Annotated in this window: 22 protein-coding genes; 9 read left to right on the forward strand and 13 right to left on the reverse strand. The window is 68.5% G+C overall.

Annotated elements, in window-relative coordinates; translation table 11 throughout:
* Positions 1 to 31: 31 nt before the first annotated feature.
* Positions 32 to 1,381: a type I glutamate--ammonia ligase gene (glnA, locus tag O7612_RS22435; protein WP_067306034.1), complete on the reverse strand. Its 1,350-nt coding sequence runs from the start codon at positions 1,379 to 1,381 to the stop codon at positions 32 to 34.
* 245 nt (positions 1,382 to 1,626) lie between these two features.
* On the opposite strand from glnA, the gene O7612_RS22440 reads away from it, so the two are divergent.
* From O7612_RS22440 to O7612_RS22450, 3 genes are all read left to right on the forward strand, one after another.
* Positions 1,627 to 3,387, forward strand: coding sequence for an NAD+ synthase (locus tag O7612_RS22440; RefSeq protein ID WP_282267148.1), 1,761 nt, complete (start codon positions 1,627 to 1,629; stop codon positions 3,385 to 3,387).
* A gap of 193 nt (positions 3,388 to 3,580) precedes the next feature.
* Positions 3,581 to 4,426: a 3-methyl-2-oxobutanoate hydroxymethyltransferase gene (gene panB / locus O7612_RS22445; protein WP_282267149.1), complete on the forward strand. Its 846-nt coding sequence runs from the start codon at positions 3,581 to 3,583 to the stop codon at positions 4,424 to 4,426.
* A 169-nt stretch (positions 4,427 to 4,595) separates the two neighbouring features.
* Positions 4,596 to 5,114 carry a hypothetical protein gene (locus O7612_RS22450; protein ID WP_282267151.1) on the forward strand — a complete coding sequence of 173 codons (519 nt, stop codon included), beginning with the start codon at positions 4,596 to 4,598 and terminating at the stop codon, positions 5,112 to 5,114.
* A gap of 165 nt (positions 5,115 to 5,279) precedes the next feature.
* On the opposite strand, the gene npdG is transcribed toward O7612_RS22450, so the two are convergent.
* A complete protein-coding gene (gene npdG, locus O7612_RS22455) occupies positions 5,280 to 5,978 on the reverse strand; it encodes an NADPH-dependent F420 reductase (RefSeq protein ID WP_282267153.1) in 699 nt (232 codons plus the stop codon).
* Positions 5,979 to 6,021: 43 nt separating this feature from the next.
* Positions 6,022 to 7,455 carry an RNB domain-containing ribonuclease gene (locus tag O7612_RS22460; protein WP_282267155.1) on the reverse strand — a complete coding sequence of 478 codons (1,434 nt, stop codon included), beginning with the start codon at positions 7,453 to 7,455 and terminating at the stop codon, positions 6,022 to 6,024.
* Between the two features lie 72 nt (positions 7,456 to 7,527).
* Here O7612_RS22460 and O7612_RS22465 point away from each other — a divergent pair, with 72 nt between their 5' ends.
* On the forward strand, positions 7,528 to 8,565 hold the full coding sequence (locus O7612_RS22465; RefSeq protein ID WP_282267157.1) for a hypothetical protein: 1,038 nt from the start codon (positions 7,528 to 7,530) through the stop codon (positions 8,563 to 8,565).
* 96 nt (positions 8,566 to 8,661) lie between these two features.
* On the opposite strand, the gene O7612_RS22470 is transcribed toward O7612_RS22465, so the two are convergent.
* Positions 8,662 to 8,928, reverse strand: a complete 267-nt coding sequence (locus O7612_RS22470; RefSeq protein ID WP_282267158.1) for a hypothetical protein — start codon at positions 8,926 to 8,928, stop codon at positions 8,662 to 8,664.
* Positions 8,929 to 9,279: 351 nt separating this feature from the next.
* Here O7612_RS22470 and O7612_RS22475 point away from each other — a divergent pair, with 351 nt between their 5' ends.
* The 3 genes from O7612_RS22475 (at position 9,280) to O7612_RS22485 (ending at position 12,049) form a co-directional block, all read left to right on the forward strand.
* Positions 9,280 to 9,651: a hypothetical protein gene (locus O7612_RS22475; protein ID WP_067306011.1), complete on the forward strand. Its 372-nt coding sequence runs from the start codon at positions 9,280 to 9,282 to the stop codon at positions 9,649 to 9,651.
* Entirely contained in the window at positions 9,648 to 10,136 is a 489-nt protein-coding gene (locus tag O7612_RS22480) for a roadblock/LC7 domain-containing protein (RefSeq protein ID WP_282267160.1), read from the forward strand. The genes O7612_RS22475 and O7612_RS22480 overlap by 4 nt, the downstream gene beginning before the upstream one ends.
* 1,307 nt (positions 10,137 to 11,443) lie before the next feature.
* Positions 11,444 to 12,049 (forward strand): hypothetical protein, encoded by a 606-nt coding sequence (locus O7612_RS22485; protein ID WP_282267162.1) that lies wholly within the window; start codon positions 11,444 to 11,446, stop codon positions 12,047 to 12,049.
* Positions 12,050 to 12,366: 317 nt separating this feature from the next.
* Here the strand turns inward: O7612_RS22485 and O7612_RS22490 are convergent, their stop codons facing one another.
* The 6 genes from O7612_RS22490 to O7612_RS22515 all read right to left on the reverse strand — a co-directional run bounded on the left by O7612_RS22490 (position 12,367) and on the right by O7612_RS22515 (position 19,329).
* Positions 12,367 to 13,410, reverse strand: a complete 1,044-nt coding sequence (locus O7612_RS22490) for a hypothetical protein (protein WP_282267164.1) — start codon at positions 13,408 to 13,410, stop codon at positions 12,367 to 12,369.
* Positions 13,403 to 15,532, reverse strand: a complete 2,130-nt coding sequence (locus O7612_RS22495) for a hypothetical protein (RefSeq protein ID WP_282267166.1) — start codon at positions 15,530 to 15,532, stop codon at positions 13,403 to 13,405. The genes O7612_RS22490 and O7612_RS22495 overlap by 8 nt, the downstream gene beginning before the upstream one ends.
* Positions 15,533 to 15,929: 397 nt before the next feature.
* The gene (locus O7612_RS22500) at positions 15,930 to 16,484 is read right to left on the reverse strand and encodes a DUF6036 family nucleotidyltransferase (RefSeq protein ID WP_282267168.1); all 555 of its coding nucleotides are present in this window, start codon (positions 16,482 to 16,484) and stop codon (positions 15,930 to 15,932) included.
* Entirely contained in the window at positions 16,481 to 17,050 is a 570-nt protein-coding gene (locus O7612_RS22505) for a helix-turn-helix domain-containing protein (protein ID WP_282267170.1), read from the reverse strand. Before O7612_RS22505 ends, O7612_RS22500 begins: the two co-directional genes overlap by 4 nt.
* Positions 17,047 to 18,627 (reverse strand): FtsK/SpoIIIE domain-containing protein, encoded by a 1,581-nt coding sequence (locus O7612_RS22510; RefSeq protein ID WP_282274002.1) that lies wholly within the window; start codon positions 18,625 to 18,627, stop codon positions 17,047 to 17,049. The genes O7612_RS22505 and O7612_RS22510 overlap by 4 nt, the downstream gene beginning before the upstream one ends.
* 306 nt (positions 18,628 to 18,933) lie before the next feature.
* Positions 18,934 to 19,329 (reverse strand): transcriptional regulator, encoded by a 396-nt coding sequence (locus O7612_RS22515; protein ID WP_104113758.1) that lies wholly within the window; start codon positions 19,327 to 19,329, stop codon positions 18,934 to 18,936.
* A 136-nt stretch (positions 19,330 to 19,465) separates the two neighbouring features.
* Here O7612_RS22515 and O7612_RS22520 point away from each other — a divergent pair, with 136 nt between their 5' ends.
* Both O7612_RS22520 and O7612_RS22525 read left to right on the forward strand, forming a co-directional pair.
* Positions 19,466 to 20,308: a GntR family transcriptional regulator gene (locus O7612_RS22520; RefSeq protein WP_282267172.1), complete on the forward strand. Its 843-nt coding sequence runs from the start codon at positions 19,466 to 19,468 to the stop codon at positions 20,306 to 20,308.
* Positions 20,305 to 20,994: an HAD-IA family hydrolase gene (locus O7612_RS22525; RefSeq protein ID WP_282267174.1), complete on the forward strand. Its 690-nt coding sequence runs from the start codon at positions 20,305 to 20,307 to the stop codon at positions 20,992 to 20,994. The genes O7612_RS22520 and O7612_RS22525 overlap by 4 nt, the downstream gene beginning before the upstream one ends.
* Before the next feature lie 59 nt (positions 20,995 to 21,053).
* Here the strand turns inward: O7612_RS22525 and O7612_RS22530 are convergent, their stop codons facing one another.
* From O7612_RS22530 to O7612_RS22540, 3 genes are all read right to left on the reverse strand, one after another.
* A complete protein-coding gene (locus O7612_RS22530; RefSeq protein WP_282267176.1) occupies positions 21,054 to 21,512 on the reverse strand; it encodes an NUDIX domain-containing protein in 459 nt (152 codons plus the stop codon).
* 11 nt (positions 21,513 to 21,523) lie between these two features.
* Positions 21,524 to 22,279, reverse strand: a complete 756-nt coding sequence (locus tag O7612_RS22535) for an XRE family transcriptional regulator (RefSeq protein ID WP_282267178.1) — start codon at positions 22,277 to 22,279, stop codon at positions 21,524 to 21,526.
* A 601-nt stretch (positions 22,280 to 22,880) separates the two neighbouring features.
* Positions 22,881 to 24,530 carry an ATP-binding protein gene (locus O7612_RS22540; protein WP_282267179.1) on the reverse strand — a complete coding sequence of 550 codons (1,650 nt, stop codon included), beginning with the start codon at positions 24,528 to 24,530 and terminating at the stop codon, positions 22,881 to 22,883.
* Between the last annotated feature and the right edge of the window lie 148 nt (positions 24,531 to 24,678).

The raw sequence follows: 24,678 nt of genomic DNA on the forward strand, positions 1-24,678 counted from the left end.
TGCGGACGACCCCGGCCGGCGGCGGTACGCGCTACAGCGACAGGTAACGCTGCCGCTCGTACGGGGTGACCTCGCGGCGGTACTGCTCCCACTCGGCCCGCTTGTTACGCAGGAAGAAGTCGAAGACGTGCTCGCCCAGCACCTCGGCGACCAGTTCCGAGCCGGCCATCACGTCGATCGCCTCGGACAGGTTCTCCGGCAACGCCTCGTAACCCATCGCCCGCCGCTCGGCGCTGGTCAGCGACCAGACGTCGTCCTCCGCGCCCGGCGGCAGCTCGTAGCCCTCCTCGATGCCCTTCAGGCCCGCGCCGAGCATCACCGCGAACGCCAGGTAGGGGTTGGTCGCCGAGTCCAGCGAGCGGACCTCCACCCGGGCCGAGTTCGGCTTGCCGTACGCGGGGACACGGACCAGCGCCGACCGGTTCAGGTGCCCCCAGCAGACGTACGCCGGGCTCTCGGTGATCCGGTCCGGCAACGCCTGCGGGAAGAGCCGCTTGTACGAGTTGACCCACTGGTTGGTGACCGCCGTGTACTCCCGGGCGTGCATCAACAGGCCGGCGATGAACGACTTCGCCACCTTCGACAGCTTCATCGGGTCGCCGGAGTCGTGGAACGCGTTGCGCTCCCCCTCGAACAGCGACAGGTGGGTGTGCATGCCGCTGCCCGGCTGGTCGGTGAAGGGCTTCGGCATGAAGCTGGCCTGCACGCCGGTGGAGAGCGCCACCTCCTTGACCACGTGCCGGAAGGTCATGATGTTGTCGGCGGTGGTCAGCGCGTCGGCGTACCGCAGGTCGATCTCCTGCTGGCCGGGGGCGACCTCGTGGTGGCTGAACTCCACCGAGATGCCGATCCGCTCCAGCGCCAGTACGGCCTGCCGGCGGAAGTCCCGGGCCACCGCGTGCGTGGTGTGCTCGAAGTAGCCGCCGGAGTCCACGGCGGTGGGCACCGAGCCGTCCTGCGGGCCGTTCTCCAGCAGGAAGAACTCGATCTCGGGGTGGGTGTAGAAGGTGAAGCCCTTCTCGGCCGCCTTGGACAGCATCCGGCGCAGCACGTGCCGTGGGTCGGCCCAGGACGGGCCGCCGTCGGGCAGCAGGATGTCGCAGAACATCCGGGCGCTCTCGCCGCTCACCCCGCCCTCGAACGGGAACACCTGGAAGGTGGTCGGATCCGGCATGGCGACCATGTCGGACTCGAAGACCCGGGCGAAGCCCTCGATGGCCGAGCCGTCGAACCCGATGCCCTCCTCGAAGGCCGCCTCCAGCTCCGCCGGAGCGACCGAGACGCTCTTGAGCGTGCCCAGCACGTCGGTGAACCACAGCCGGACGAACCGGATGTCCCGCTCTTCCAGCGTGCGGAGGACGAACTCCTGCTGACGGTCCACTTCCCCAACCCCTCGCCACGTTCGTCCGGCACCGGTCGGCCGGTCCGTCCTGACCGCCCAGTCTCCACCGGCCTGGTTAAGCAGACGTTACGCGACCTGCCGCCGCTCGTCCTGCGGTGTCCCGCCCGCCGGATCGACGGGCGGCCCGCCACCAGCACCGGGCCGGCCGGGCGTCGGCCGCGGGGTGTCCGTCGTCTCGTCGGAGCCACCGGATCGACCGGTCGGCACTGGGGCAAGATGAGTACATGACCACGCTGCGTCTGGCCCTGTGCCAGGTCAACCCGACCGTCGGCGACACGGCCGGCAACGCCGAGCTGATCCGCGCCTGGACCCGCCGGGCCGCCGACGCCGGCGCCCAGCTCGTCGCCTTCCCGGAGATGGTGCTCACCGGCTACCCGGTCGAGGACCTGGTCTTCCGCCGTTCCTTCGTCGCCGCCTCGCAGGCCGCGCTGCGCCGGCTCGCCGCCGACCTGGCCGCCGACGGTCTCGGCGACCTGCCGGTCGTGGTCGGCTACCTGGACGCCGACGGCCCACCCCAGGTCAGCGGGGACGCGCAGCCCGGTCGAGGGGCCCGCAACGCCGCCGCGCTGCTGCACCGGGGCGAGGTGGTGGCCCGCTACTTCAAGCACCACCTGCCCAACTACGGCGTCTTCGACGAGGACCGCTACTTCGTGCCCGGGGACACCCTGACCGTGGTCCGGGTCGCCGGGGTGGACGTGGCGCTGACCATCTGCGAGGACCTGTGGCAGGCCGGCGGTCCGTTCGCGGTGGCCCGGCAGGCCGGCGTCGGCCTGGTGGTCAACATCAACGGCTCGCCGTACGAGCTGAACAAGGACGACGTACGGCTGCCGCTGGTGCGTCGCCGGGCCGTCGAGGCCGGTGCCCCGATCGCGTACGTCAACCTGGTCGGCGGCCAGGACGAGCTGGTCTTCGAGGGCGACTCGATGATCGTCAGCGCCGACGGGGACCTGCTCACCCGCGCGCCGCAGTTCGTCGAGCACCTGCTCGTGCACGACGTGGAGCTGGCCGGAGCGGGTCGGCACGACACCGACACCGAGGACCTCGCCGACGGGATGCGGGTGGTACGCCGTACCGTCGGGGTGGTTCCGCCGGCCCCGACCGGACCGGCCGCCGACGGCGGCCTGATGGCACCGATCGCCGACGAGGCCGAGGTGTGGCAGGCGCTGGTGCTGGGCCTGCGCGACTACGTCAACAAGAACCGCTTCCCCTCGGTGGTGCTGGGCCTGTCCGGCGGCATCGACTCGGCGGTGGTGGCCGCGCTCGCCGTCGACGCGCTCGGGCCGCAGCGGGTGGTCGGCGTCTCGCTGCCCAGCCAGCACTCCTCGGAGCACTCCCGGGCCGACGCGGAGGATCTCGCCAAGCGGACCGGCCTGGACTACCGGGTCGAGCCGATCCAGCCGATGGTGGACACCTTCCTGGCGAACATCTCGCTGTCCGGGGTGGCGGTGGAGAACCTCCAGGCCCGGGTCCGTGGGGTCATCCTGATGGCACTGTCCAACCAGGAGGGCCACCTCGTCCTCACCACCGGCAACAAGAGCGAGCTGGCGGTCGGCTACTCGACCCTCTACGGCGACTCGGTCGGCGGTTTCAACCCGGTCAAGGACGTCTGGAAGACACTGGTCTGGCGGTTGGCCAGGTGGCGCAACGCCGACGCGGTCCGTCGCGGCGACACCCCGCCGATCCCGGAGAACTCCATCGGCAAGCCGCCCTCGGCCGAGCTGAGCCCGGGCCAGCTCGACAGCGACAGCCTGCCCGAGTACGACGTGCTGGATCCGATCCTGATCGGCTACGTCGACGGTGACCTGGGCCGGGCCGGGCTGGTCGAGTCCGGCCACGACCCGGCCGTGGTCGACAGGGTGCTCCGGCTGGTGGACACCGCCGAGTACAAGCGCCGGCAGTCCGCACCCGGCACGAAGATCTCGATGAAGGCGTTCGGCCGGGACCGTCGGCTGCCGATCACCAACCGCTGGCGCGAGGACGGCTGAGCACCGCACCGGTCGGCTTCCCGGCGGTCGGCCCTCCGGCGGTCGGCTTGCCGGCGGTGCTGCGGCGGGCGGTCGGCTGCACCCCGGCGGAGTGAAATCCTGCACTGTTCCCTGCCGTCGACCGGTCGCGCGGTGCGACGATCGCGGCAGAGCCCGGGGACCGCGACAGCGGCCTCGAGGAAAGGAGACAGCCATGGTGGAGTCCACCCCGACCGAGGTGACCGCCCTGTACGGCGGCCCCGCCACCCGACGGGTCCGCACCCGCGACCTGATCGCCGCCAAGGAACGCGGCGACCGGTGGGCGATGCTCACCTCGTACGACCAGTACACCGCCGCGATCTTCGACCAGGCGGGAATCCCCGCGCTCCTGGTCGGCGACTCGGCGGCGAACAACGTGTTCGGCTACGAGACCACCCTGCCGGTGACCGTCGACGAGTTGCTGCCGCTGGTCCGCGCCGTGGTCCGGGCGACCCGGCAGACCCTGGTCGTCGGCGACCTGCCGTTCGGCTCGTACGAGGAGGGGCCGACGCAGGCGCTGCGCACGGCGGTGCGGTTCATGAAGGAGGGTGGCTGCCACGCGGTGAAGCTGGAGGGTGGCCGGCGCTGCGCCGACCAGATCGCGGCGGTCACCGGGGCGGGCATCCCGGTGATGGCGCACATCGGCTTCACCCCGCAGAGCGAGCACACCCTGGGCGGCTACCGGGTGCAGGGGCGCGGCGACACCGCCGACGAGGTGCTCGCCGACGCCCGGGCGGTGGCCGAAGCGGGCGCGTTCGCGGTGGTGCTGGAGATGGTGCCGGGCGAGGTCGCCAAGCGGGTCACCGCCGAACTGCCGATCCCCACCATCGGTATCGGCGCCGGCCCGGACACCGACGCCCAGGTGCTGGTCTGGCAGGACATGGCCGGGCTGCGTACCGGGAAGGCCCCCCGGTTCGTCAAGCGCTACGCCGACCTGGCCGGGGCGCTGACCGAGGCGACCCGCCGCTTCGCCGACGAGGTACGCGGCGGCGACTTCCCCGCCGCCGAGCACACGTTCTGAGCGTGCCGGGGGCGGTGGAGCACCGCTGTCCACCGCCCCCGTCGTCGTCCACCGTCCCCGCAGGGCACCGCCGGCGCGCGGCCGTTCCGACCGGCCCTCCCCGGCAGCGGCGATGCCGCAGGGCGGGACGGGCGACCACCGGCCGGCGAAAGCCGCTAGGGTTCCGCCCGTGAAGCCTGCCCGCTTGTCGACTGTCGCCCTGGCCGGTGTCCTCGTGTGCGCCCTCGCGGCGTGCAGCGCAGAGGAGACGCCGACGACGGCGGCACCGTCGGCCACCGCCACCACCGCCGTGCCGTCCGCCTCCCCCTCGTCGGCAGCCGGAGATCCCACCACTGCCGCCGGTCCGACCGCTGCCGCCGACCCGACCGTCGACAAGAAGCTCTGCACGACGGCCAAGAAGATCGCCGACGAGACGAAGGCCGACGTCGTGAAGGCCGCCACGTCGGGTGGCGACCCGAATCCGGCCTTGAAGAAGGCGTACACGGAGATGGCGACGGGCCTGGCGAAGGCCACCGCCGGCAGCCCCGCCAGCGAGGTGGTCACCGCGCTGGCCGCGGTCGGCGTCGCCGCCGGCAGGGTGGCGACCGCCCCGGACATGGACGCCGCCGCCGACCGTCCGGAGTTCCAGAAGACCAGCGCGATGGCGAACGCCGCCTGCAAGAAGGCCGGCGTCGACATCAACTTCTGACCGCCCGCCCGCCACCACGCCCACGCCACCCCACCCGCCTCCGCCGCCCCGCCACGAGCCGGGGTGCGGCGCTGTACGCCGAGATCTTGGCGGTACCCGGCCCCCTGGGGGCACTTTTCCTCCAGGATCTCGGCAACAAGGCGCGCGGGTGGGGCGGGCGACGGATCAGAGGTCGGTGACCCGGATGCCGGCGTGCGCCTTGTAGCGCTTGTTGATGGCGATCAGGTTGGCGGTGAACGCCTCGATCTGGTGGGCGTTGCGCAGCCGGCCGGCGTAGATACCCCGCATGCCGGGGATCCGGGCGGCCAGCGCGCCGACGACGTCGACCAGTTCCCGCTCCTCGGTGCAGATCAGCACGTCGAGGTCGATCCGGTCGACCTCCGGATCGGCCAGCAGCGGTGCGCTGACGTGGTTGAACGCCGCGCAGACCCGGGAGTCCGGCAGCAGGGCCGCCGCCTGCTGCACGGCGCTGCCCTCCGCGACCGGCAGGGCGTACGGACCCTGCTTGTCGAAGCCGAGCGGGTTGACGCAGTCCACGACGATCTTGCCGGCCAGCGGCCCGGCCAGCGCGCCGACGGTGGCCGCGTGCCCGTCCCACGGCACCGCGATCACCACCACGTCGCTGCGGCGGGCCACCTCGTCGTTGCCGGCCCCGGTCACGTCGACCCCGGCGGGCAGCCCGGGCAGCGCGGCGATCTCCGCCGCCGCCTCGGCGGCCCGTTCGGCGGAACGGGATCCGATCAGCACCTGCTGGCCGGCGCGGGCGAACCGGTAGGCCAGCCCCCGCCCCTGGTCGCCGGTGCCACCGATGATGCCGACGGTCAGCCCGGACACGTCGGGGAGGGTGCTCGCGTCGTATGCCATGACGCCATCCTCGCAAACCACCCCGCCGCCGGCCGGGGCACGGTCAGGAGCGGGCGAAGAGGACCTTGCGTTCGACCGGATCGGCGGTGACCAGGCGGACGGTGACCCGCTCGCCCAACGGCAGCTCCCCGGTGCAGCGGGCGCGCACCGGAGGATCGTCCAGCGCCACCGTCCCACCCGGGATCCGGCCGGGCTTCGACTGGCCGTTCGCGGGCGCGTCCACGTCCAGCACCGCCGCCGAGAACGTCTCCCCCACCCGGTGCTCCAGCAGCACCGCCTCGGCCAGGTCGATCGCACCCCGGGTGGCGGCACCCGCCGTCCGGTCGGTCGAGGCCATCACCTCCGGCAGCCGGGGCAGCGCCGCACGTGCCCACTGCGGTACCGGACGATCCTCGTACAGGGCCAGGCAGACCTCGGTGGCGTACCGGTCGGCCAGCCGGCGCAGCGGGGCGGTGACATGCGCGTACGCGGCGGCGACCCCACCGTGTTCCGGCTGGCCGGGCAGCTCCCCGTCGAACGCCGTGTACGCGGCACCGCGCATCAGTTCGGCGGCCTGGTCGACGAAGGCGGCGGCCCGGGGCTGCGAGGCGTCCAACCCGGCCAGCACCTCGCCGACCCGTACCCCGTCCGGCCAGTGCACGCCCAGCGGGGCCGCCGCCGCCCGCAGCCGGGCCACCGCCTCCGGCTTCGGCGGTGGCATGGTGCGCAGCAGACCGATCCGGCCGGCGAGCATGATGTCCGCCGCGGCCATCCCGGTGAGCAGGGAGATCTGGGCGTTGTGGTCCTCCATCGGACCGGGGCCGCGCAGCACCAGCCGCCAGCCGTCCCCGTCGGGCTCGACGTCCTGCTCGGGCAGCGGCAGGTTGACCGCGCCCCGGCGCAGGCCACGGGCGGTGAGCAGGGCACCGATCTCGGGCAGCAGAGCGATCGGCTCGGGCAGCCGGCCGGCGTCGGCGGCCACCTGCACCCCGGCGTAGTCCAGTTTGGCGCGGCTGCGGACCAGGGCGCGTTCCAACCCCACCGCGACGGTGGCCCCGTCGGCGTCGAGGTCGATGGTCCAGAGCACCGCCGCCCGGTCGACGTCGGGCAGCAGACTGGCGGCCCCCTCGCTGAGCGTGTGGGGATGCAGCGGCACGTTGCCGTCGGGCAGGTAGACCGTCTGGCCGCGCCGCCAGGTCTCCTCCTCCAGCGGACCGTCGGCACGGACGTGGGTGGCGACGTCGGCGATGGCGTACCGCACCCGGTAGCCGCCGCCGGGGCGGCGGCCGAGGTGCATCGCCTGGTCCAGGTCGCGGGAGGCCGCCGGATCGACCGTGACGAACGGGATGTCGGTACGGTCGGCCGCGGCGGGCAGCGGGGCACGGGCCGCCTCGTCCGCCTCGCGCTGCGCCGCAACCGGGAAGCCGTCAGGCAGTCCCAGCTCGCGGCGCAGCGCGCCGAAGTCGATGCGGGGCGCGAGCACACGTCGGATGACCACGGGTCAATCCTGGCAGCGTGCCGCGTGATCCGCTCTCCGGCGGGCGGCCGACGGTCTCCGTACGGTCAGCCGGTGGCCTTACCTGCCCGGGACCGCGCACCGGCCGGTGCGCCCGCCCGCGCCGCCGTGGCCCGCGCGGGAGCCTTGCGGGCGCTGGTCTTCGTGGCGACCGTCTTCTTCGCCACCGCCTTGCGGGTGGTCGTCGCGCTCGTCTTCCTGGCCGGGGCCGTCTTCGCGGTCGACTTCGACGCGGGCGCCGTCCTCGCGGTCGACTTGCGGGCCGGTGCCGTCCGGGCCGGCGCCTTACCGGCCGCGGCGGTCTTCTTGGCGGGTACGGCCTTTCCGGCCGCCGTGGTCTTCCTGGCGGGAGCGGTCCGGGTGGTGGCCGTGCTCTTCCCGGCGGGTGTGGCCTTCTTCGTCGCCGTGGCCTTCCTGGTCGCCACGCTCCCGGCGGGCATGGCCTTCCTGGTCGCCGCACTCTTCGCGGCCGTGGTCCCGGCGGACGTGGTCTTCGCGGCAGGGGCCTTCTTCGCGGCGGTGGCCTTCTTCGCAGGGGCCTTCTTCGCGGCGGTGGCCTTCTTCGCGGCGGTCCGGGCGGTCGCCGTGGTCTTCCTCGCCACGGCGGCCGTGGTCTTCTTGGCCGCCGTGGTCTTCTTGGCGGCCGTGCTCCGGGCCGTCGCCGTGGTCCGCCTCGCCGCCCCGGCGGTCTTCCGGGCGGCGGCGGTGGTGGTCCTGCCGGCGGCCTTCTTCGCCGGGCTCTTCCTCGCGGTCGACTGCGCCACGGCAGCCGTCGTCGCGGTGCTTCTGCCGGCCGGGGCTTTCTTCGCCGTCGACTTCGACGCGGGGGCCTTCTTGGCGGTGCTCCTGGTCGCCGGGGCCTTCTTCGCCACGCCGGCCCTGCCGGCTGCCGTCTTCCCCGCGGTGGTCCGGCCGGCGGCCGGGGTCCGGCCGGAGCCGGCACCGGCGGCGCTCGCCGTCACCCGGCCAGCCGACGCCTTGCGGGCCGCAGTCGTGGTGGTGCTGGAGCGGCGGGCCGCGGTGCTCCGGGTGGCGCCTGCGGTCCGCTCCGCCGCGGCGGTCTTCGTCACGGCCGGGCGGGTGGTGGCCTGAGTTGCTTCGGCCATCTCGGTTCCCTCCTTGGGGACATGCTCCCGCGTGCCTCCCCACGGAGGCACGGAGTCCTCGACGCGGGCCGTCCCGCGCCGTTCAGTTGCCCTCCCCGGCCCAGCGGGCGTCTTCGGCCTCCCACGCCTCGTTGCGCTCCTGCACCTTCTGCAGGGCGTTCTGAGCGTCGGCAGCCGAGGGATACGGTCCGAGAACGTGCTTGGCAGGGCACACGTCGGCATCGGTCTCGACCCGGTGGTGTCGGGTGCACCAGTAGTAGTGCCCACCACTTCCGCTGTCGTTCATGAGATCACTGTGCACCGGGCGCAGCCCGACCGCCACCGGATCGCCACAATTGGTCGCGACCACTTCCACAGTAGACGTGCTCGGACGTTCCGGGGGCGGAACCGTGAAACCGGCCCCTACCTGCCCGGGGAGCAGCCGGACAGCAGCCCGCGCCGCGGGTCGGCGGGCGCGGCGCCGCAGCCGACCCGGTAGCAGGACGCCCCGCGGGGAACCATCCTTCGGCCTGACCCTCTTGTCGGGACCGCCGGCCGACCACGCCCGGCCGGACAGGTCGATGCGCCCACCCCGGATGCGACCGGACCGGGGTGTGTGCGAGCCTCGTCAGATCTCTTGCGGCGTCGCCCCCGCCCACCACGTGGGCAGAATGACCAAGGGGCCAACGGCGCCGCCCTGTCGAACCGGGAGAACACCACCGTGGCTAGCCTGGACGTCGCCCTGAAGAACGCGATGAGTATCGACGGAGCGATCGGGGTGGCGCTCGTCGACTACAGCAGCGGAATGACCCTCGGCGTGGCCGGCGGCACGGGCGAGATCGACCTGACCGTCGCCGCCGCCGGCAACACCGACGTCGTCCGCGCCAAGATGCGCACCCTGGAAATGCTCAAGATCGAGGACGAGATCGAGGACATCCTGATCACGCTCGGCAGCCAGTACCACCTGATCCGACCGCTGACCGGACGTACCGGCAAGGGCCTCTTCCTCTATCTGATGGTGAGCAAGAGCCGGGCCAACCTGGCCATGGCCCGCCACCAGCTGCGCACCATCGAGGAGAGCCTGGAACTGTGAGCGCCGACAAGACCGAGACCGTCCTGCCCCGCCGCTCCGCACGCGGCACCAGGCTGCCGGCCGCCCGGCCACTCCCGCCGTCGCTCGCCGGGGACAGCTCGTTGCCGTACCCGGCGATCAGTCGGGAGCTGGCGGAACTGCGGCACGAGATCCCGGGAGTGCACGGCTGCGTGTTGGGCGGTGTCGACGGCCTGCTCATCACGCACAACCTGCAGAACGAGGTGGACCCGAACGACCTGGCCGCACTCGCCGCGACCACCTTCGGCCTCGGCCGGCAGGTCGGCATGCGGCTGGGCCAGGGCGAGTTCCAGCAGTCCACGGTACGCAACAAGGACGGCTACCTGAGCGTCTACGCGGTGAGCGAGCAGGCCCTGCTCGCCGTCGTCGGCACGGACGCCGTCAACGTCGCCCGGTTGCACCTGCACGCCCCCGGAGTGGCCAGCCGCCTCGCGGTGTTGCTGACCCGCGTACCGACGGACGCCTGACCCGGACGGCGGGGGCAGCGGCGGATCACGTCGTGGCCCCGCCGCCCGGTCGGAGACATTCTTTATCGGGCGAATCCCGCACTTGTCCACACTCTGCCGCACCACCCGACCAGACATACTCGACCTGGCTTTTCCGAAAAAACCACCACCGCCACCAAACAGTAATCACCAATAGGCCGAAAACGCGCGACACAGCAACGACAATTGACCGTGAAAGTAACTGCGTCGACACATATTCCTGATCAAGTCGACGGATGCCACTCTCTGTACCCGCATCGTCGAGGCGGGCCACACGCCGGCCGCTTCTCCTCCTGTCAGGGCTCATCGCACTGACCATTCCCCTGGTAGCCGCGCCCGCCGAGGCCGAGCGTACCGCCGCCGGCGCCACCATGCCGACCTGCGCCTGGTCGTCGAAGTACGGGGCGACGAGCCTGAACGCCTACTGGCCGGACACCGCCGCCACCTACTGGTCGACCATCTATCCGGTAACTCCGGGTCTGGAAATCACCATCTCCGGGGTCTTCCCGGACGCGCGATACGCCTCTTTCAACGTGTACGACGACAAGCCCACCTACTTCACGCGTAATGGTGTCAGCTCCAGCATGCCCGACTACCTGATCACACCGGATGCGGGCAGCCTGAACCCGTGGAAGTCCCCCGCCGCGCCGGGCGGCCGGTTCACCCTCACCATCAGCCCCGAGGTGGCCCTGGGACAGACCAACCGGCTGCCGCTGGCCCGGGAGGACGCGCTACCCGGCGCGAAGGCGTCGGTCATCTTCCGGGTCTACCTACCGGCCGGTGGTGACTCGACGGTGGTGCTGCCCACCATCACCCTCACCCTCGACGGGGTTTCCCAGACCCTGCCGCCCTGCACGTCGGGGGGAAGCACCCCCACCACCCCGGCGCCGGCACGGGACACGGAAAGGTCCACCGGAGATGTGCCCGGCGGGCCGGGACACCCCGGCGGCGGCCCCGGACACCCGGGCAGCCCCGGACCCGGCGTACCGGGGCATCCAGGCGGACCCGGGCATCCTGGCGGGCCGAGCGGACCTGGGCAGCCCGGCGGACCGGGAGGACCTGGACATCCGGGCGGACCCGGCGGACCCGGCGGGCCGGGAGGACCAGGTGGGCCAGGAGGACCAGGTGGGCCAGGCGGACCCGGTGGGCCAGGCGGACCCGGTGGGCCAGGCGGACCCGGTGGGCCAGGCGGACCCGGTGGGCCAGGCGGACCCGGTGGGCCAGGCGGACCCGGTGGGCCAGGCGGACCCGGTGGGCCGGGAGGACCGGGGCATCCCGGTGGGCCGGGGTTGCCGGAGGAGACCGGTCAGAAGCTCTTCACCCGGACGTCCGAGGTGGAGAACCTCGCGCCGAACCCGGACAACGCGTACCTCGGGACCTGGGTGACCCCGCCGGCAGCGGACCAGGTCATCGTGATCCGGGGCCGGGCACCCCGCGCCGTTTCCGGCAACCATCCGGGCGTCTGGCCGCGCCGCCACACGGACCTGCGGTACTTCTCGATGTGCACCAACCTGGGCGGCCAGGTCAAGCCCGTCGTGATCAACCGGTTCACCGACGCACCGGCGAGCCTCGGCTGCCGCTACGACGACGACACCCGCCTCGACCGGCACGGCTACTACACGTACGTGCTCGGCCGGGAGCAGCAGCGGACGGCGATCGAAGGGATCGACGGTGCCACCTTCCTGCCGTTCTCCGTCTCCTATCCGGCGGCCCCGCACATGGTCCTGCTGCGGAACCTGATGCCGGTCGCCGGTTTCCCGCACGCCACCCAGAACGTACCGGTGGACAGTTCGGCGGAGACCGCCGCGACGGTCATGGGGCCGCACTATCCCCTGCTGAAGGTGTGTTCGCTGGCGCTCCTCAGCACCGAAGGGCCACACGACTGCACGGTGTGACCTGAAACGGAGCTGTCCGGGCGTCGACATCGCCGCCGGTGGCGACGTCGACGCCCGGACGGCTCCCCACGCCCCGGAGGCAGCCACGCCGACGGTCCCTTCGCCTTCCGGACAGGCCGTTGCGGCTCTTGAGGCAGCCACGCCGGCGGTCTCTTGCCCTCCGGGGCAGGCCGTTCCGGCTCTTCCTGACACCGGGCGGGTGCCGCTGGGCAGGCTCGACGGTGTGGCCCCGGTAGGCGGTCCGATCACCGGGGCCTCTGGCCGACCGCACGCCGCAACGGATCAGTCGACGGCACGCCTGTCGCCACCGCGCCGGGTCAGTCCGGCCTGAAGGTGTGAAGATCCGTGTTGTCCACCAGGTCACCCAGGCTGCTGGCCGTGAAGACCTTACCGCGCGTCGCCACGAGCAGGTCCTTCAGATCCTGGCGGCGGACCCCGAAGCCGCGACCGTCGATACAGGCCACGACCTGGAACCCGCGGCGGCCCTCGGCGATGCGCTGGTCCCTCATGCCGGCCAGGCGCAGAATCCGGGAGACCTTGTCCCGCGCCGTTCCGTCGTCACCGGTGATCTTGGCTTCGATGATGACCGAAGGTGCCAGTTCGTCGGGAACGAAGAAGTCGGGAGCCTGGTCGAAGCCCGGTACCCGTTCGGCCCGTTTGGTCTTCCTGAACGGGATGCCCTGGGAAGTCAACTGCTCCTCGATGGCACTTTCCATGACATCGCCGACGAGTTCCGACACGGAATCGCGATGACTGGCGAACGGACGACCCAGGTAACGCTCGTACAACAGGACAGCGTACGGCACGTGCTGATGCGCGACGTAACGAACGCTTTCCAGGCCCTCCCTGGTATCGATCTTCTCCAGGCGGTGGATCAGACCTTCGGGCGCCTCTTCCGCGCCATTCGACAGGGCGCTACAAGCGCTCCGCAGCAGGAGTGTCGTCCGCTCGACGGTGAGCGCCGTCCTGCCGGTGGAAGAGGTGAAGAACGCATGGTTCCGCTTGACCTTACCGTCGAGTCCCCGCGCCCAGTTGCTGGGCAACCGGACGCCCGTCTCCTCGAACGTCAGGTCCTCCCACTCCGGCGGGGAAACCCCGAGAATGCAGCGAATCGCCACCAGGGCCAGGGCGTTCTTGCGGAGTGCGTCCCAGAACCGGTCGACGCTGACGACGGCGAAGCCGCCGGTCGCCTGCCGGACCGCTTCGTAGCCGGCGAGGAACTCCTCGTAGGCGACGAACGCGGAACCGCGTGGCAGCAACATGAACTGGCTGGTGAGATCAGCGAAGGTGACCGAGACCATGTCGTCCAGGCGCTCCGACAGGTGGACGTCCGAGAGTTGGTACGGGCGGAGGTCAGTCATGGGGTGGTCGTGACCTGCTTCTCGTGGTGACGGCAAGGCTGGCCATGTGCGCGGTGACGATGGAGATCCGAGCGGCAACGGGGACGGACAGGTCCCATCCGTCGACGAGGTCCCGGACGGTCTGACCGGCGATGTGGCCGGCCTGCAGGCACGCCACGTCACCCGCGGTGCACGCGTAGTCCGCCGCGAGCATCGCCGCCACGTCCCGATCGACCGCAGCACCCAGATCCTCGCAGCGGTCGGGCAACAGGGCGCTGTTGTCGGCGACGAACCCGGCGGACCTACAGACGAAGATCGAGTCGAGGATCGACGAGCCCGTGCCCGCGATGTGCAGGGACGCCGCCATCTCGGCCGGCGCGGGCAGGGTGGCGGTACACGTCAGGCCCGCGTCCAGCAACGCCACGACGAGCGGGGCGTAGGCGGACGGCTGGTTGTGATGGTAGGTGAACACCAGCGGAGCGCCTTCTTTGAGCCCGGCCCGCATACGCTGGAAAACGGCGCTGATGCCCGTCGTGAACTCGACGAGGCCCCGGTTCAGGGTGTCGTTCCCGGTCAACTCGTGCTCGGTGCGGGTCGAGGCCCGTCTGAACGCCGGGATGTCATCGCTCAGCAACGTGCGCAGCCATACGAAGCAGAAGTCCATGAGCTCCGCGTACTGGACGTTGTCGAAGTACGGAGGATCGGTGAAGACGCCGTCGAGCGAATGACGATCCAACGGCACGTCCTGGGAGGGAGCACAGTCCAGCCAGGCCTCCCCCCGTCGGGGAAGGCCGCCGACCAGGGCCGCCTCGGCGCTCTCCCCGGTCATCGGAAGCACCCGCTTCCGCTTGCCGTCATGCGATATCTCGAACGGCTGCTGGGCGTACCTCTTCGCCTTGCGGAACTTCTCGACGAAGTGGATGAAGGAGCCGGAACCCACCCGGGGTGTGCCCGGCAGGTTGTTTTCGCACGCGATGAGCCCGACCGGAAACCCGTGGACCGAGAAGATGTCCTGGCACTTCAGCGCATAGGTGTCGTAGCGGCACAGCAGGTTCTGGTACCGCAGGAAGTCGCTGAAGACGGTCGCCAGGGCATAGCGTTGACGCCGGTCCGGGACGTCGCGGATCAGCCGCAGGAGCGTGCTCAGGCCGATCAACTGACGGTCGTTGAACATCGCCCGATACCGCTGGTAGCCCCAGCGGAGGAGACGGTTGGTCTCGTCCCCCTCGGGGATCACGTCGTCGGGGATGTCCCCGCCGTCCACGCTCAGGCGACGACTCGCCGCCTCGACGCGCTGACGGTCCTCGCTGTCCGGGGTCTTGAACTGTCGGCCCTTGACGTTCGGGTAGCAGGTGACGCACTGGTACTCGATGGCGAAGAGACGGTGCTCGGGAGGTGTCGCCAACTGGGGCGCGAAGGCGAAGTTCGTCTGACACTCCAGGCAGGTGGCCTTGCCGCGACTGGCGTTCCCCTTGAGGCTGGTGGCGCACTCCGGGCAGTGCGGGTCCTTCGTGGCCTCCATCTCCCGCAACCGGTCGCACCGCGGGCAGTGGTACACCTCGCGGGGATGCCGTACGGCCTCGGCGATCCGGTAGCCGGGAAACAGTGAGACCACGGACGCGCAATGCGGACACCGGCACGTCTTGACCCAGAGGAAATACTTGACGGTCGCGTCACCATCGCAGTGCTCGCACCGCGTCTTGTACAGCTCGCCGATCTCGTCGAGCAACTGGAGCCAGATCTTCTCCCCGACGGCGGCGAACTCGTCGAGATCGATCTTTTCGACGCCCTGGCGCACCAGCCAGTAGGCCATCGGGTTCACGTCCCGACCAACGACACCCGCACCCAACCGCAGCGCCTCGAACATCGTCGTGCCACCGCCCATGAACGGGTCGGCGATGACCGCGTCGACATGGTGCGACTGCCAGAACTCCTCGCTCACCTTTCCGGCCCCGAACTCACTCAGGAGCAGGTTCCGGAAAAGGGTGCCGGGACGTCGGGCGAACCACTTGTGAATGCTGATGATGGGCCGGTAGCTTTGCTGAACCTGCTTCTCGCGCAACGCCAGGCGGGCAGTGAACGCCGCGTCGAACCGGGATTCGAGCGCGAAGGGCTGCCGTAGAGGAGCCTCGTTCCGTGGCAAGTGACGCTTCTTCCGTACAGGCATGGCTGGCTAGGCCCGAAGGCTACACGGGCGATCCGACAGCAGCGACGACGCAGGTGGTGACTCGCCAGCTACCAGGCGCCCCCGGGCTACCGGCTGCCGCGGCGGTCCCGCCACGGACCGCGTCGCCACCCGCGCATCCCGTCTCCAGGGCCTCGTCAGAGCGTCGAACGCCGGCCGGCGTTGCCCAGCGGCGGTCATCGACGCCCGCACACCAGCATCAGCTCAGAGCCATGATCACGGCTCTGAGCTGGTGGGCGACGGACGAGTCGACCTGCACACCGATTCCGAAGCTGATTCGCGCTCTGACCAGGCGTTTCGTTCGGCTGGAGCCCACTCAGGGCGTCGCCAGGGCATCAGAGCCAACCAACGCCACTCAACCACCGTCCGGCTTTGGCAGATACGCGGCGATCCAGTCCCTCAGCCGTTTCATCACCAGGGGATGCACGTCGAACAGTAGTTCGATACGCTCGGCGACCACGTCAGGTCTCACCAGACCTGCTCGGAGCAACGCGTCGGCAAACTTGGTGTCCTTCTCCCTGCCGGCCACCAGCTTGGACACCACGCAGTCGTGCGGATCGAGCGCATAGCCACGTCCCGGCTGAGTGTTCTCGGACTCCACCAACACCAACCGATCGCGCCAGCCGTCAGGTAACACCGCAGTTGACACACTCACGCCCTGGGCGTAGTAGCCGTAGGTCTCATGAAAAGGAGAGAACTCGCCGATGAACGCGTCGACCTGGTCGGCCTTCTGGTCGTCCGGATCGTCAAAGAACGCCACATCCACCTCCATCGAGGCAGTGGCTTCCAACGGAAGATCACTTTCCGGAATCGTCCCCAGCACCGACTGGCTACCGATGATCAGAACGTTCCGGTCTTTGACAATCCGACCCGTCGATCTCAGGACATGCTCCAGCTCTTCGCGCCTCACGCCGCCCGCTCCCAGCCGCTGCGCTTGAAGGACTCAAGAACCTTGCGGCGCTGCGGCTGCGAGAGCACGCCAGCGAAGGGTGAGTTCTGCCGCAGCTCAACAGCTTCCAGATCTTCCGAGGTCAACGCCCGAAGCACGGACCCAACCCCTTCGTTGATCTTTCCCTGCCAGCGCCTCAACCAGACCTCGGTCATGGTCCCCCGATGCTGCCGGAGTAGCCGATCAAGATTCTCCCCAGCCCTACCCAGCACGCCATCCGGATCGGCGACCAGGGCGCCCGCCACCGCTTGGTGCAGCCACAGCGACTTGAGCTGCTCACGGGTCAACGCCTGGCGGGGTCGCAACAGCGCCTCGACGTGCTCCCGCTTCACCTTGCGGTGCGCACCCACTCTTACGAACGGCAGGTCTCCACGCTCGCACAAGTTGACCACCTGCTGGCGCGAAGAACCCAGCAGCTTGGCCGCCTGACCAGTGGTCAGGAGTTCCCCACTCATGGTCACCATGCTTGCCAGGATGCGCCGTAAACGCCAAAAACGCAACTCAACGACGACATCCGGGCTGCTCAAGCCACATCAGCCACGAGGAAGAGACCGTCGATCGCGTTGCGGGTGCGTTCCTCGCTGGCCGACATCAGGTGGGTGTAGACCCGGAGGGTGAAGCCGGGGTCGGCGTGGCCGAGGTACGACGCGAGCGCCTTGATGCTCTCCCCCGCGTCGAGGGCGAGGTCGCGGATGTCGTCGTCGCTGACGTAGGAGAAGCGGACCCGCATCGGTTCCGGGGTGCCGTCGAGGATTACGTACCCGACGCCTTTGGCCCATCGGGGCATCTGGTCGGCGAGGGCACCCCGGTTGCGGGCACCGTCACCCAACACGAGATCAACCTGAGCGGCTTCGGTGAGCCCGAGGGCGATGCGGGTCGGGAACAGGTCCCGGAACGGCAACACCTCCTTGCGCGGGTCCTGCAACGCGGCCACCACCAGCACGCCGACCCCGGCACCCTGCGACAGCAGCAGCCCCAGCGATGACGCGATGCGTTTGCGCAGGTCGACGTCTTGCAGGTACGCGGTCAGTGCGGCCATCTCGTCGATGACGACCACGACCAGGGGGTCAGCCTCGGTCGGCGTGTGCACCCGCACGGTGCCGGCCAAGCGGGTCTGACGCTCCCGCATCACGGTCACGGCCTCGTCGAGGTGATCGGCCATGGCCTCGAACGACTTGCAGGCGAACCGGGCGAACAGCGGCCGGCCCATGGCGAACTCCATCCCGCCCTTGGGGTCGATCACCCACAGCCGCACCAGGCCCGACGTGATGCCACCGGCCAGCGACCGCACCAGTGACCACAGCACCGAGTCCTTCCCGGAGCGGGTGGCCCCACCGATCAGCACATGGGTGGCGAGCAGGTGCAGCGACCAGGTACCCAGGTCCTCCCGCCGCGCCAACGGCAGCGCCGTGAAGTCGGGGACGGCCGGGGTGTCGAACGGCGGCACCACCGGCCGCAGCGCATCGGTACGGACGAGCACCAGGTACACCAGCGTGGGCCGGTCCCGGAACCGCAGCCGGTCCACCCAGCCGAGCGGCAGCGCCCAGTAGCCGGTACGGGTCGGCGGGGTGTCGGGCCGCTCGGAGTAGACCCGGGCGTGCCGCCGGCCGAAGGCGTACGCGAGGTTCGCGGTGACCTGTTGGAAGTCGGCCGGGGTCTGTCCCCGGACCATGCGCACGGTCAGCACGTCCAGGGCCTGATCCGAGCGCACCCGCAGCAACTGCGGCAGGACCGGCAGGTGGTCATACATTGCGGCCAGGCCGCACAGGGTCATCGCTTCCTGCCAGGCCCGCCGGTAGACGACGACCTGACGGAACCGGCCAAGCAACGGCCCCGCGCACCACCGCCACCAGGACGCCTCATCGCGCCACCGCCACAGCGCCGACGCCGCCGACGCCAGGACCAGCGGCACGACCAGGCCCGGCCAGCCGTGCTCGACGTAGAGGACGACGGCGGCCACGACCAGGACCACGGCGACCGGGTGACGCAGGCACCACCAGCAGAACCGGGCGGCCCAGCGCAGCACCAGGCCGAGCACGACCAGCCACATCGGCAGGACGAACCGCTTCGGCCGGACCACCATCAGATCCCCGGCGGTCACCATCACCACCCCGCCACGAGGCCGGCGCATCATCGCCCACCCCGCAGCGACACGAACCGGCCCGACGCATCCCGGACCGGAGGAAACGGAAGAACGATCTGCCCGACACACCCGGCACACCGACCGTCGGCACCGGTGGCCGGGTCGAACCGGGACTGACACACCTCGCACCGAGGCGAAGCCGGGGCAGCCGAACGCCTACGCTTGGACACGTCACTACCTCTCTCGACAGAGCAGGGGAAAGAGACACCAAGGGGGCGGGGCTGCCGTCCGCCAAGACCAGACAGCCCCGCCCCCAACCACCAGCGGCTACGCCGCCGCCTTCTTCGCCACACCCGCCGGAGCACGCATCCCGGTCGCCCGCAGCGAGTACGCCATCCGGTTGTTGTTCGTCACGTACGGCGTGACCGTCATGCCCTCGAACTCCACCGCCTCGAACGGGGCACCCGTCGGCGGCACCGGCTGGTAGTCGGCGGAGATCTTGACCGTCGTCTCCCGGGAACGCTTGCCAAGCTCCGGGTCCAGGTCCATCACCCGCACCTGCCACACCCGCTGACCGGTCAACTTGTCCTTCGCCGGGCTACGCCGCCCGGTCTTCTCGTCGTAGTCCTCGACCTCACCCAGGGACTCGGGGACCAGGGCGCACCCCGCCGGGAAGACGTCCTCACAACGCACGGCGAACCTCGTACCGCCACGCAGAGCCATTGCTCGACCTCCTGATCCCACCTGACTAACCTGACTAGCCAGGTGCCGTGGATCAAAGGTAGGCCGGCTTGGCTAGTCATGTCAATGACAGTGTGGGAACTTTCCTAGCCTGGCTAGTCAGCGGTACCGTCCGTGCATGGCTCTTGACCCCGATGACCCCCGTACGCCGTCCCAACAGATCGCGGCCACCCTCCGAGCCGAGATCAAGACCGGGAAGTTCGCGCCCGGCGAGAAGTTGCCGTCGCAACACGATCTCGTCGAGCGGTTCAGCGTCGCCCGCGAGACGATCAAGGCCGCCTTGCGGAAGCTGCAAGAGGAACGCCTGATCGTGACCCGTCAGGGCAGCGGCACCTTCGTCCGCGCCAACACGGAGCGCCCGGTCGGACTACGGCCGCACATCGAGCGCGCGTTCGAGGCCACGAACGTCACGATCGACTTCGCCGGCTTCTCCGGAGAGACGCTGTACAACGCGATCCAAGAGACCCTGGACAAGGTCCGCATCGGTCGCCTCACCCCGGAGTCGATCCGGGTACGTGTGCTGATCTCCGACATGACTGCCCCGATGGCGATCCCCTGCCGTGCCGAGGACCAGGCCGACGACCCCGGCATCCGTGCCCGAGCCCTACGCATCACCGACCGGTCGATCCACGCCCTCACCGACGCCGTACAGGAGTTGGCCGACCTCGGGTTGGTCAAGACCGCCACCATCGAGGTACGGGTTCACAACGCCGCTCCCCTGTTCAAGCTGTTCATCATCAACGAACAGGAAGCGTTCTTCGGGTTCTACCCCGTTGTCGAACACACCGTCTCCGTGGACGGCAAGCCGATGGCGATCTACGACGCGATGGGCAAGGACGCGATCCTGTTCCCGTTCACGCCCAGCGACGAGGACGACAGCAACGACGCCCTTTACGTCGAGCAGGCCCGCGCCTGGTTCGACAGCCTGTGGGGCACCATCGCCCGTGAGTACGCCTCGTGACCGCCGCCGACCTGGCGAAGGTGATCGACCGCGCCCGCGTGATCCTGCTCGACTTCGACGGCCCCGTGTGCAGCATCTTCGCCCAGCACCCGGCGTCGACCGTCGCTCACGAGTTGCGCCGGCTGCTCGTCGACCAGGCTGTGACCCTGCCGCCCGAGATCCTGGCCGAACGTGACCCGCTCGCCGTGCTCCGCTTTACCGCCACCGTCGGGCGCCCTGCCGTCGTCCGCCTGGTCGACGAGGCTCTGACCCACCAGGAAGTCACCGCGGCCCGCACCGCCGAACCGACCTCGTACGGCCGGGAAGTCATCGTCGCCGCCCATCAGACCGGCCGCAGGGTCGCCGTGGTGTCGAACAACTCGGCCGACTCGGTGCACGCATACCTGACCGCCCGCCGGCTTATCGGCTACGTACACCCGGTCATCGGCCGACCCGAGGCCGCCCCCGAGCGGATGAAGCCGGACCCGTTCCCGGTGCTGGACGCCGTGCGGGAACTCCGTGCCGATCCGGCGGAATGCGTCCTGGTCGGCGACTCGGTCAGCGACATCGAGGCCGCCCACGCCGCCGGAGTCGCAGCCATCGGGTACGCGAACAAGCCCGGCAAGCGCGAACGGTTCGCCGCCGCAGACGCCGTCATCGACAGCATGGCCGAGCTGGTGGCCGCCTTCGCCGTCGACGAGCTGTGACACCGACACACCGCACACGAGCGCCCCGGGAGATCATCACCGGGGCGTTTCTCGTGTCATCAGTCGACGTGCGGCATCCGCCGCGTGAGGTAGTCCGCGATCTGCCGCCGCATCGTCGGATGGATGTCGAGCGCCGCCAGCTCGTCAGGCCGGAACCAGCCGACGTGACTCGCCTCGTCGTTCGGTGCGCACGCCCCGCCGATCGGCCGCGCCAGCAACGTCACCTCGTACTCCTGACGAACCTCACCGTCCGAGTACGCGATGATGTGGCCCGGATCGGAGTAGACGCCAAGGACGCCGGTCACCTCGACCTCGATCCCCGTCTCTTCCAGCGTTTCCCGTACGGCGCACTCAGTCGGAGTCTCGCCGATCTCCATCTTGCCCATCGGCAACGCCCACTGGCCGGTGTCACGCCGACGCTGTAGGAGGATCGCGCCCTGGTCGTCGACCGCCAGGACGCCGCAGGCCGGGACGAGCGTGTTCGCCTTCGGCGCGTTCGGGTCGTTCCAATGCTCCACACGTCCCACCGTCAGACCTCCGCTCCCTGCCACGGCACCGCCGTGGACCACACCCGGTCAAAGCTCGTCGTGTAGTGCTCGAACAGCCCGCCCCCGTCGACCCTACGGAAGTGGAACGTCGGATTGGCACTGGCCGCCTCACCATAAGCGTGCGGATTGACCAACACCTCGTCGTCATAGCGAAAGACGCTGTTGTACAGCGTCGTCGGGTGTAGCCGGATCTCGCAGCCATCGACCCCGGCAAGCTCCCGGTAGTACGTCAACGAAGCGCGGATCTTCGCCCCCAGCGTGCCGCCGAGCTGTTCCTCCCGATCCCGCACCGCCACCGCGTCACTTGACGGATCACCGAAGCACAGCCGCACCTGCACGCCCGCCGACAGCCGGTCAGCCAGCATTCGCGCCACCCGAGGTTGCGTCTGCGCAAAGAAGGTCCCCGAGTAGACGAGCAGATCTATCCGTTCCTGGGCCTCAGACAGCAGCCGTAACCACACCTCACGCGGCACCGACGCCCGGTCGGGGTAGACCTCGATCAGTTCAGCCCGACTCGCCTCACCGCGCCGGCCGTCGACGGTCGCCAGGACTTCCGGCCAGAGATACGCCTCTTCCGCTCCCAACCGCCGAGCTGCCGTCCACCTATGCCGGCGATGGGGCACACGACCGAGGCTGATCCACCGTTCGACGGTTTTCGGGTCAACGCCACATTCATCGGCCAAGTCGTCGACCCGGATTCCTCGACGCACCATGACAGTCCGAAGACGTTCGTTCATTCTTCTATTGGACCTTTTCAGGACGGGACTTTTCAACCCCGTCCCGGGACGTTTCACGAGGGACCAAGACGTCTAACGACAGTCCAACCAGGTGGATGACCCGTGCGAGTTAAATCGGTTGACTCTTCTATCGCCGCAACCCAATCCCCCTGGTTTCGTGCTCGCCACAAGGGCCGCGATAGCAGGTGAGGACGCGGCACTGGTCGGGGTGCGTAGATGCCTGATCTACGCACCCCGACTGCGCCATCGCAGAAAAAAGAAATGCCAACCCACCGAAAAGCAGAGAAATAACGTCCACCGCAATCAGAAGGAAGTGATGCAAAAATGACCGGAGTAACCATTGCAGACACGGAAAACGAGCGGAGATTTGTAATCCACATGCCTTTTGCCGTTCCGACACTAAGTGCCGCACTCGACTATGCAGCACGAATAACGCACATACTTGGCTTCGCACCAGAAATCGACGCCGGCGAAACAACAATTACGCGGGAGGGCGACCAGCATAATCACATCCGCATCCTTTGCGATAAACGCATCTCAGGTCAAGAAAGATGTGCATACCGTGCCAACCATACAGGAATATGTGGACCAGGAAATTAGCCTATTCCCGCTTTCCACAACAACGCTTGAACTTGATGCCACTCCCGCAGCCACAGAGATCGTTCCTGCCCTGCCGGCCACCTCGGTAGTTGAATTTCTTTCTGGCCCTAGAATACGCGTTGACCAAGGTCGGGGCTACGGCAGGAGTCTCAACACTATTGCTAAGTGCAGCATTGCCAGCCGAAGCGGGCAATTCCACCTCAGTCTTCGCTAACAATACGGGAGCCTCCGACGCCACCTCAACAACCTCCTCGCTACTTACCACTTTTCGCCATGCGGAACGACTACCTCTCTTGCCAGGCACCATCTCTAGAATCCCAGATTGCCGAAGAGAGTAAAAGACGTCCTTCATAGAGTTCTCAGAGGCGATGCCCGTAAGTTCCCTACCTATGGCGTTAGTGATCTCCTCGTGAATCTCAAGGTATTCCAGAACAATCTCTTGAGGTCGCGCCAGAGGTGTGTGCCCAATCTCAACCACAAACTGATTATTGATCACCGAGAACTTAGGTGGCTGAAGCTGGGCCTCCTTCATCTTGCTTAAGACCGTCCGAAGCCCCTCCCCAATATCCTTGTTAGGAGGATCTGGATACTTGTTCAGAAGTTGAACAATCTTAGGGTTTCTGGAAGCCCGCTCGTCTGAAAAGAGGTTGTCGAGCGTCATGTGACCCGGAAGTCCACCAGGACTACGAACCTCTACCCGATTATTGAAGACATACACGCGGATGTCGTCAGATATGTTGTAGTCGCGGTGGATAACCGCATTCACAACAATTTCCTTGAGCACTTCCGGCGGGTACCGCAGCGGCTCCATTTTACCGTCAGGCGTCAGCGTGGAAACTGACTCGATCAGTTCCGACACCTCCTTCAGGGTTTCATCGATTAGCACGCGCGCAGGCCCCTCGATGGTCTTTGGCACACCCACCAAATGCTTGCGGAGAGGTTCTTGCTCCTTGGTGTTGTATCTGGCCACCTTAACCGCACATCTCTTCGGCACAACAGCGGAAGGGATCGTCGCATACAAGATCGCAGCACAAACGCGCGCACGACCACTCTGGCGATCAACCAATCTTCGAGATCGAGCCAGACTAGCCGGGCTTGTAGCAGGGCTGTAGCCTTGCAAGAAAGTTCCTACTTCAGGCTCTTCCACCAGATCGTCGATAAAGTAGTCTTCCAAGAGTTGATCCTCGTAAGAACGAGCCCCCTTGGACAAGCTTAGATCAGTGATCGCGTTGCCCGAAATCGCAACCGACGACGCGCCTCGTCGGGTATAGACTTTCTTGTCTGCCGCGTAATGCACGCTGCCACTTTTTGCGACCTGGATTAGACAAACCACACCGGAAGACTCGTATCCCTGAACCTCTAAGAAATCGACGCCATAGGGTACCGGTGGACTTACGTCTCTACTAAGGGCTTCCAGAACAGGCGTCGCATCCTCGATCGCAAGAAATCCCTGCCACCGATCGATACCAACCCCCTTTGCTCGATCCTCAATACCGACCACGAAGTCGCCGCCGTCAGTATTAGCAAGAGCCGCGCCTACCTTCTGAATGGCCGAACCACCACTCTTTGCGCTTTTGCAATCCCAGAAAGGTGATTCATCGCGCTCTATAAGAGCTAGCGCTTCCTCATAGGAAATGGTTCGCTTGTCCATCCGGACACTGTACCTACTACCAGACGAACATTCCACCGACAGCCACGGAGGCCTCAGAGCGTTCGGTTGCGATACAGCACGCCTGGCGGCAGGCTGCCTGGTGAGCGGCCCCTTGAGTGAGCCCTCTGTCGACTGCTGAATTGTTCTG

It is taken from the genome of Micromonospora sp. WMMD987 (genome assembly GCF_029581435.1).
Taxonomy (GTDB): domain Bacteria; phylum Actinomycetota; class Actinomycetes; order Mycobacteriales; family Micromonosporaceae; genus Micromonospora; species Micromonospora rifamycinica.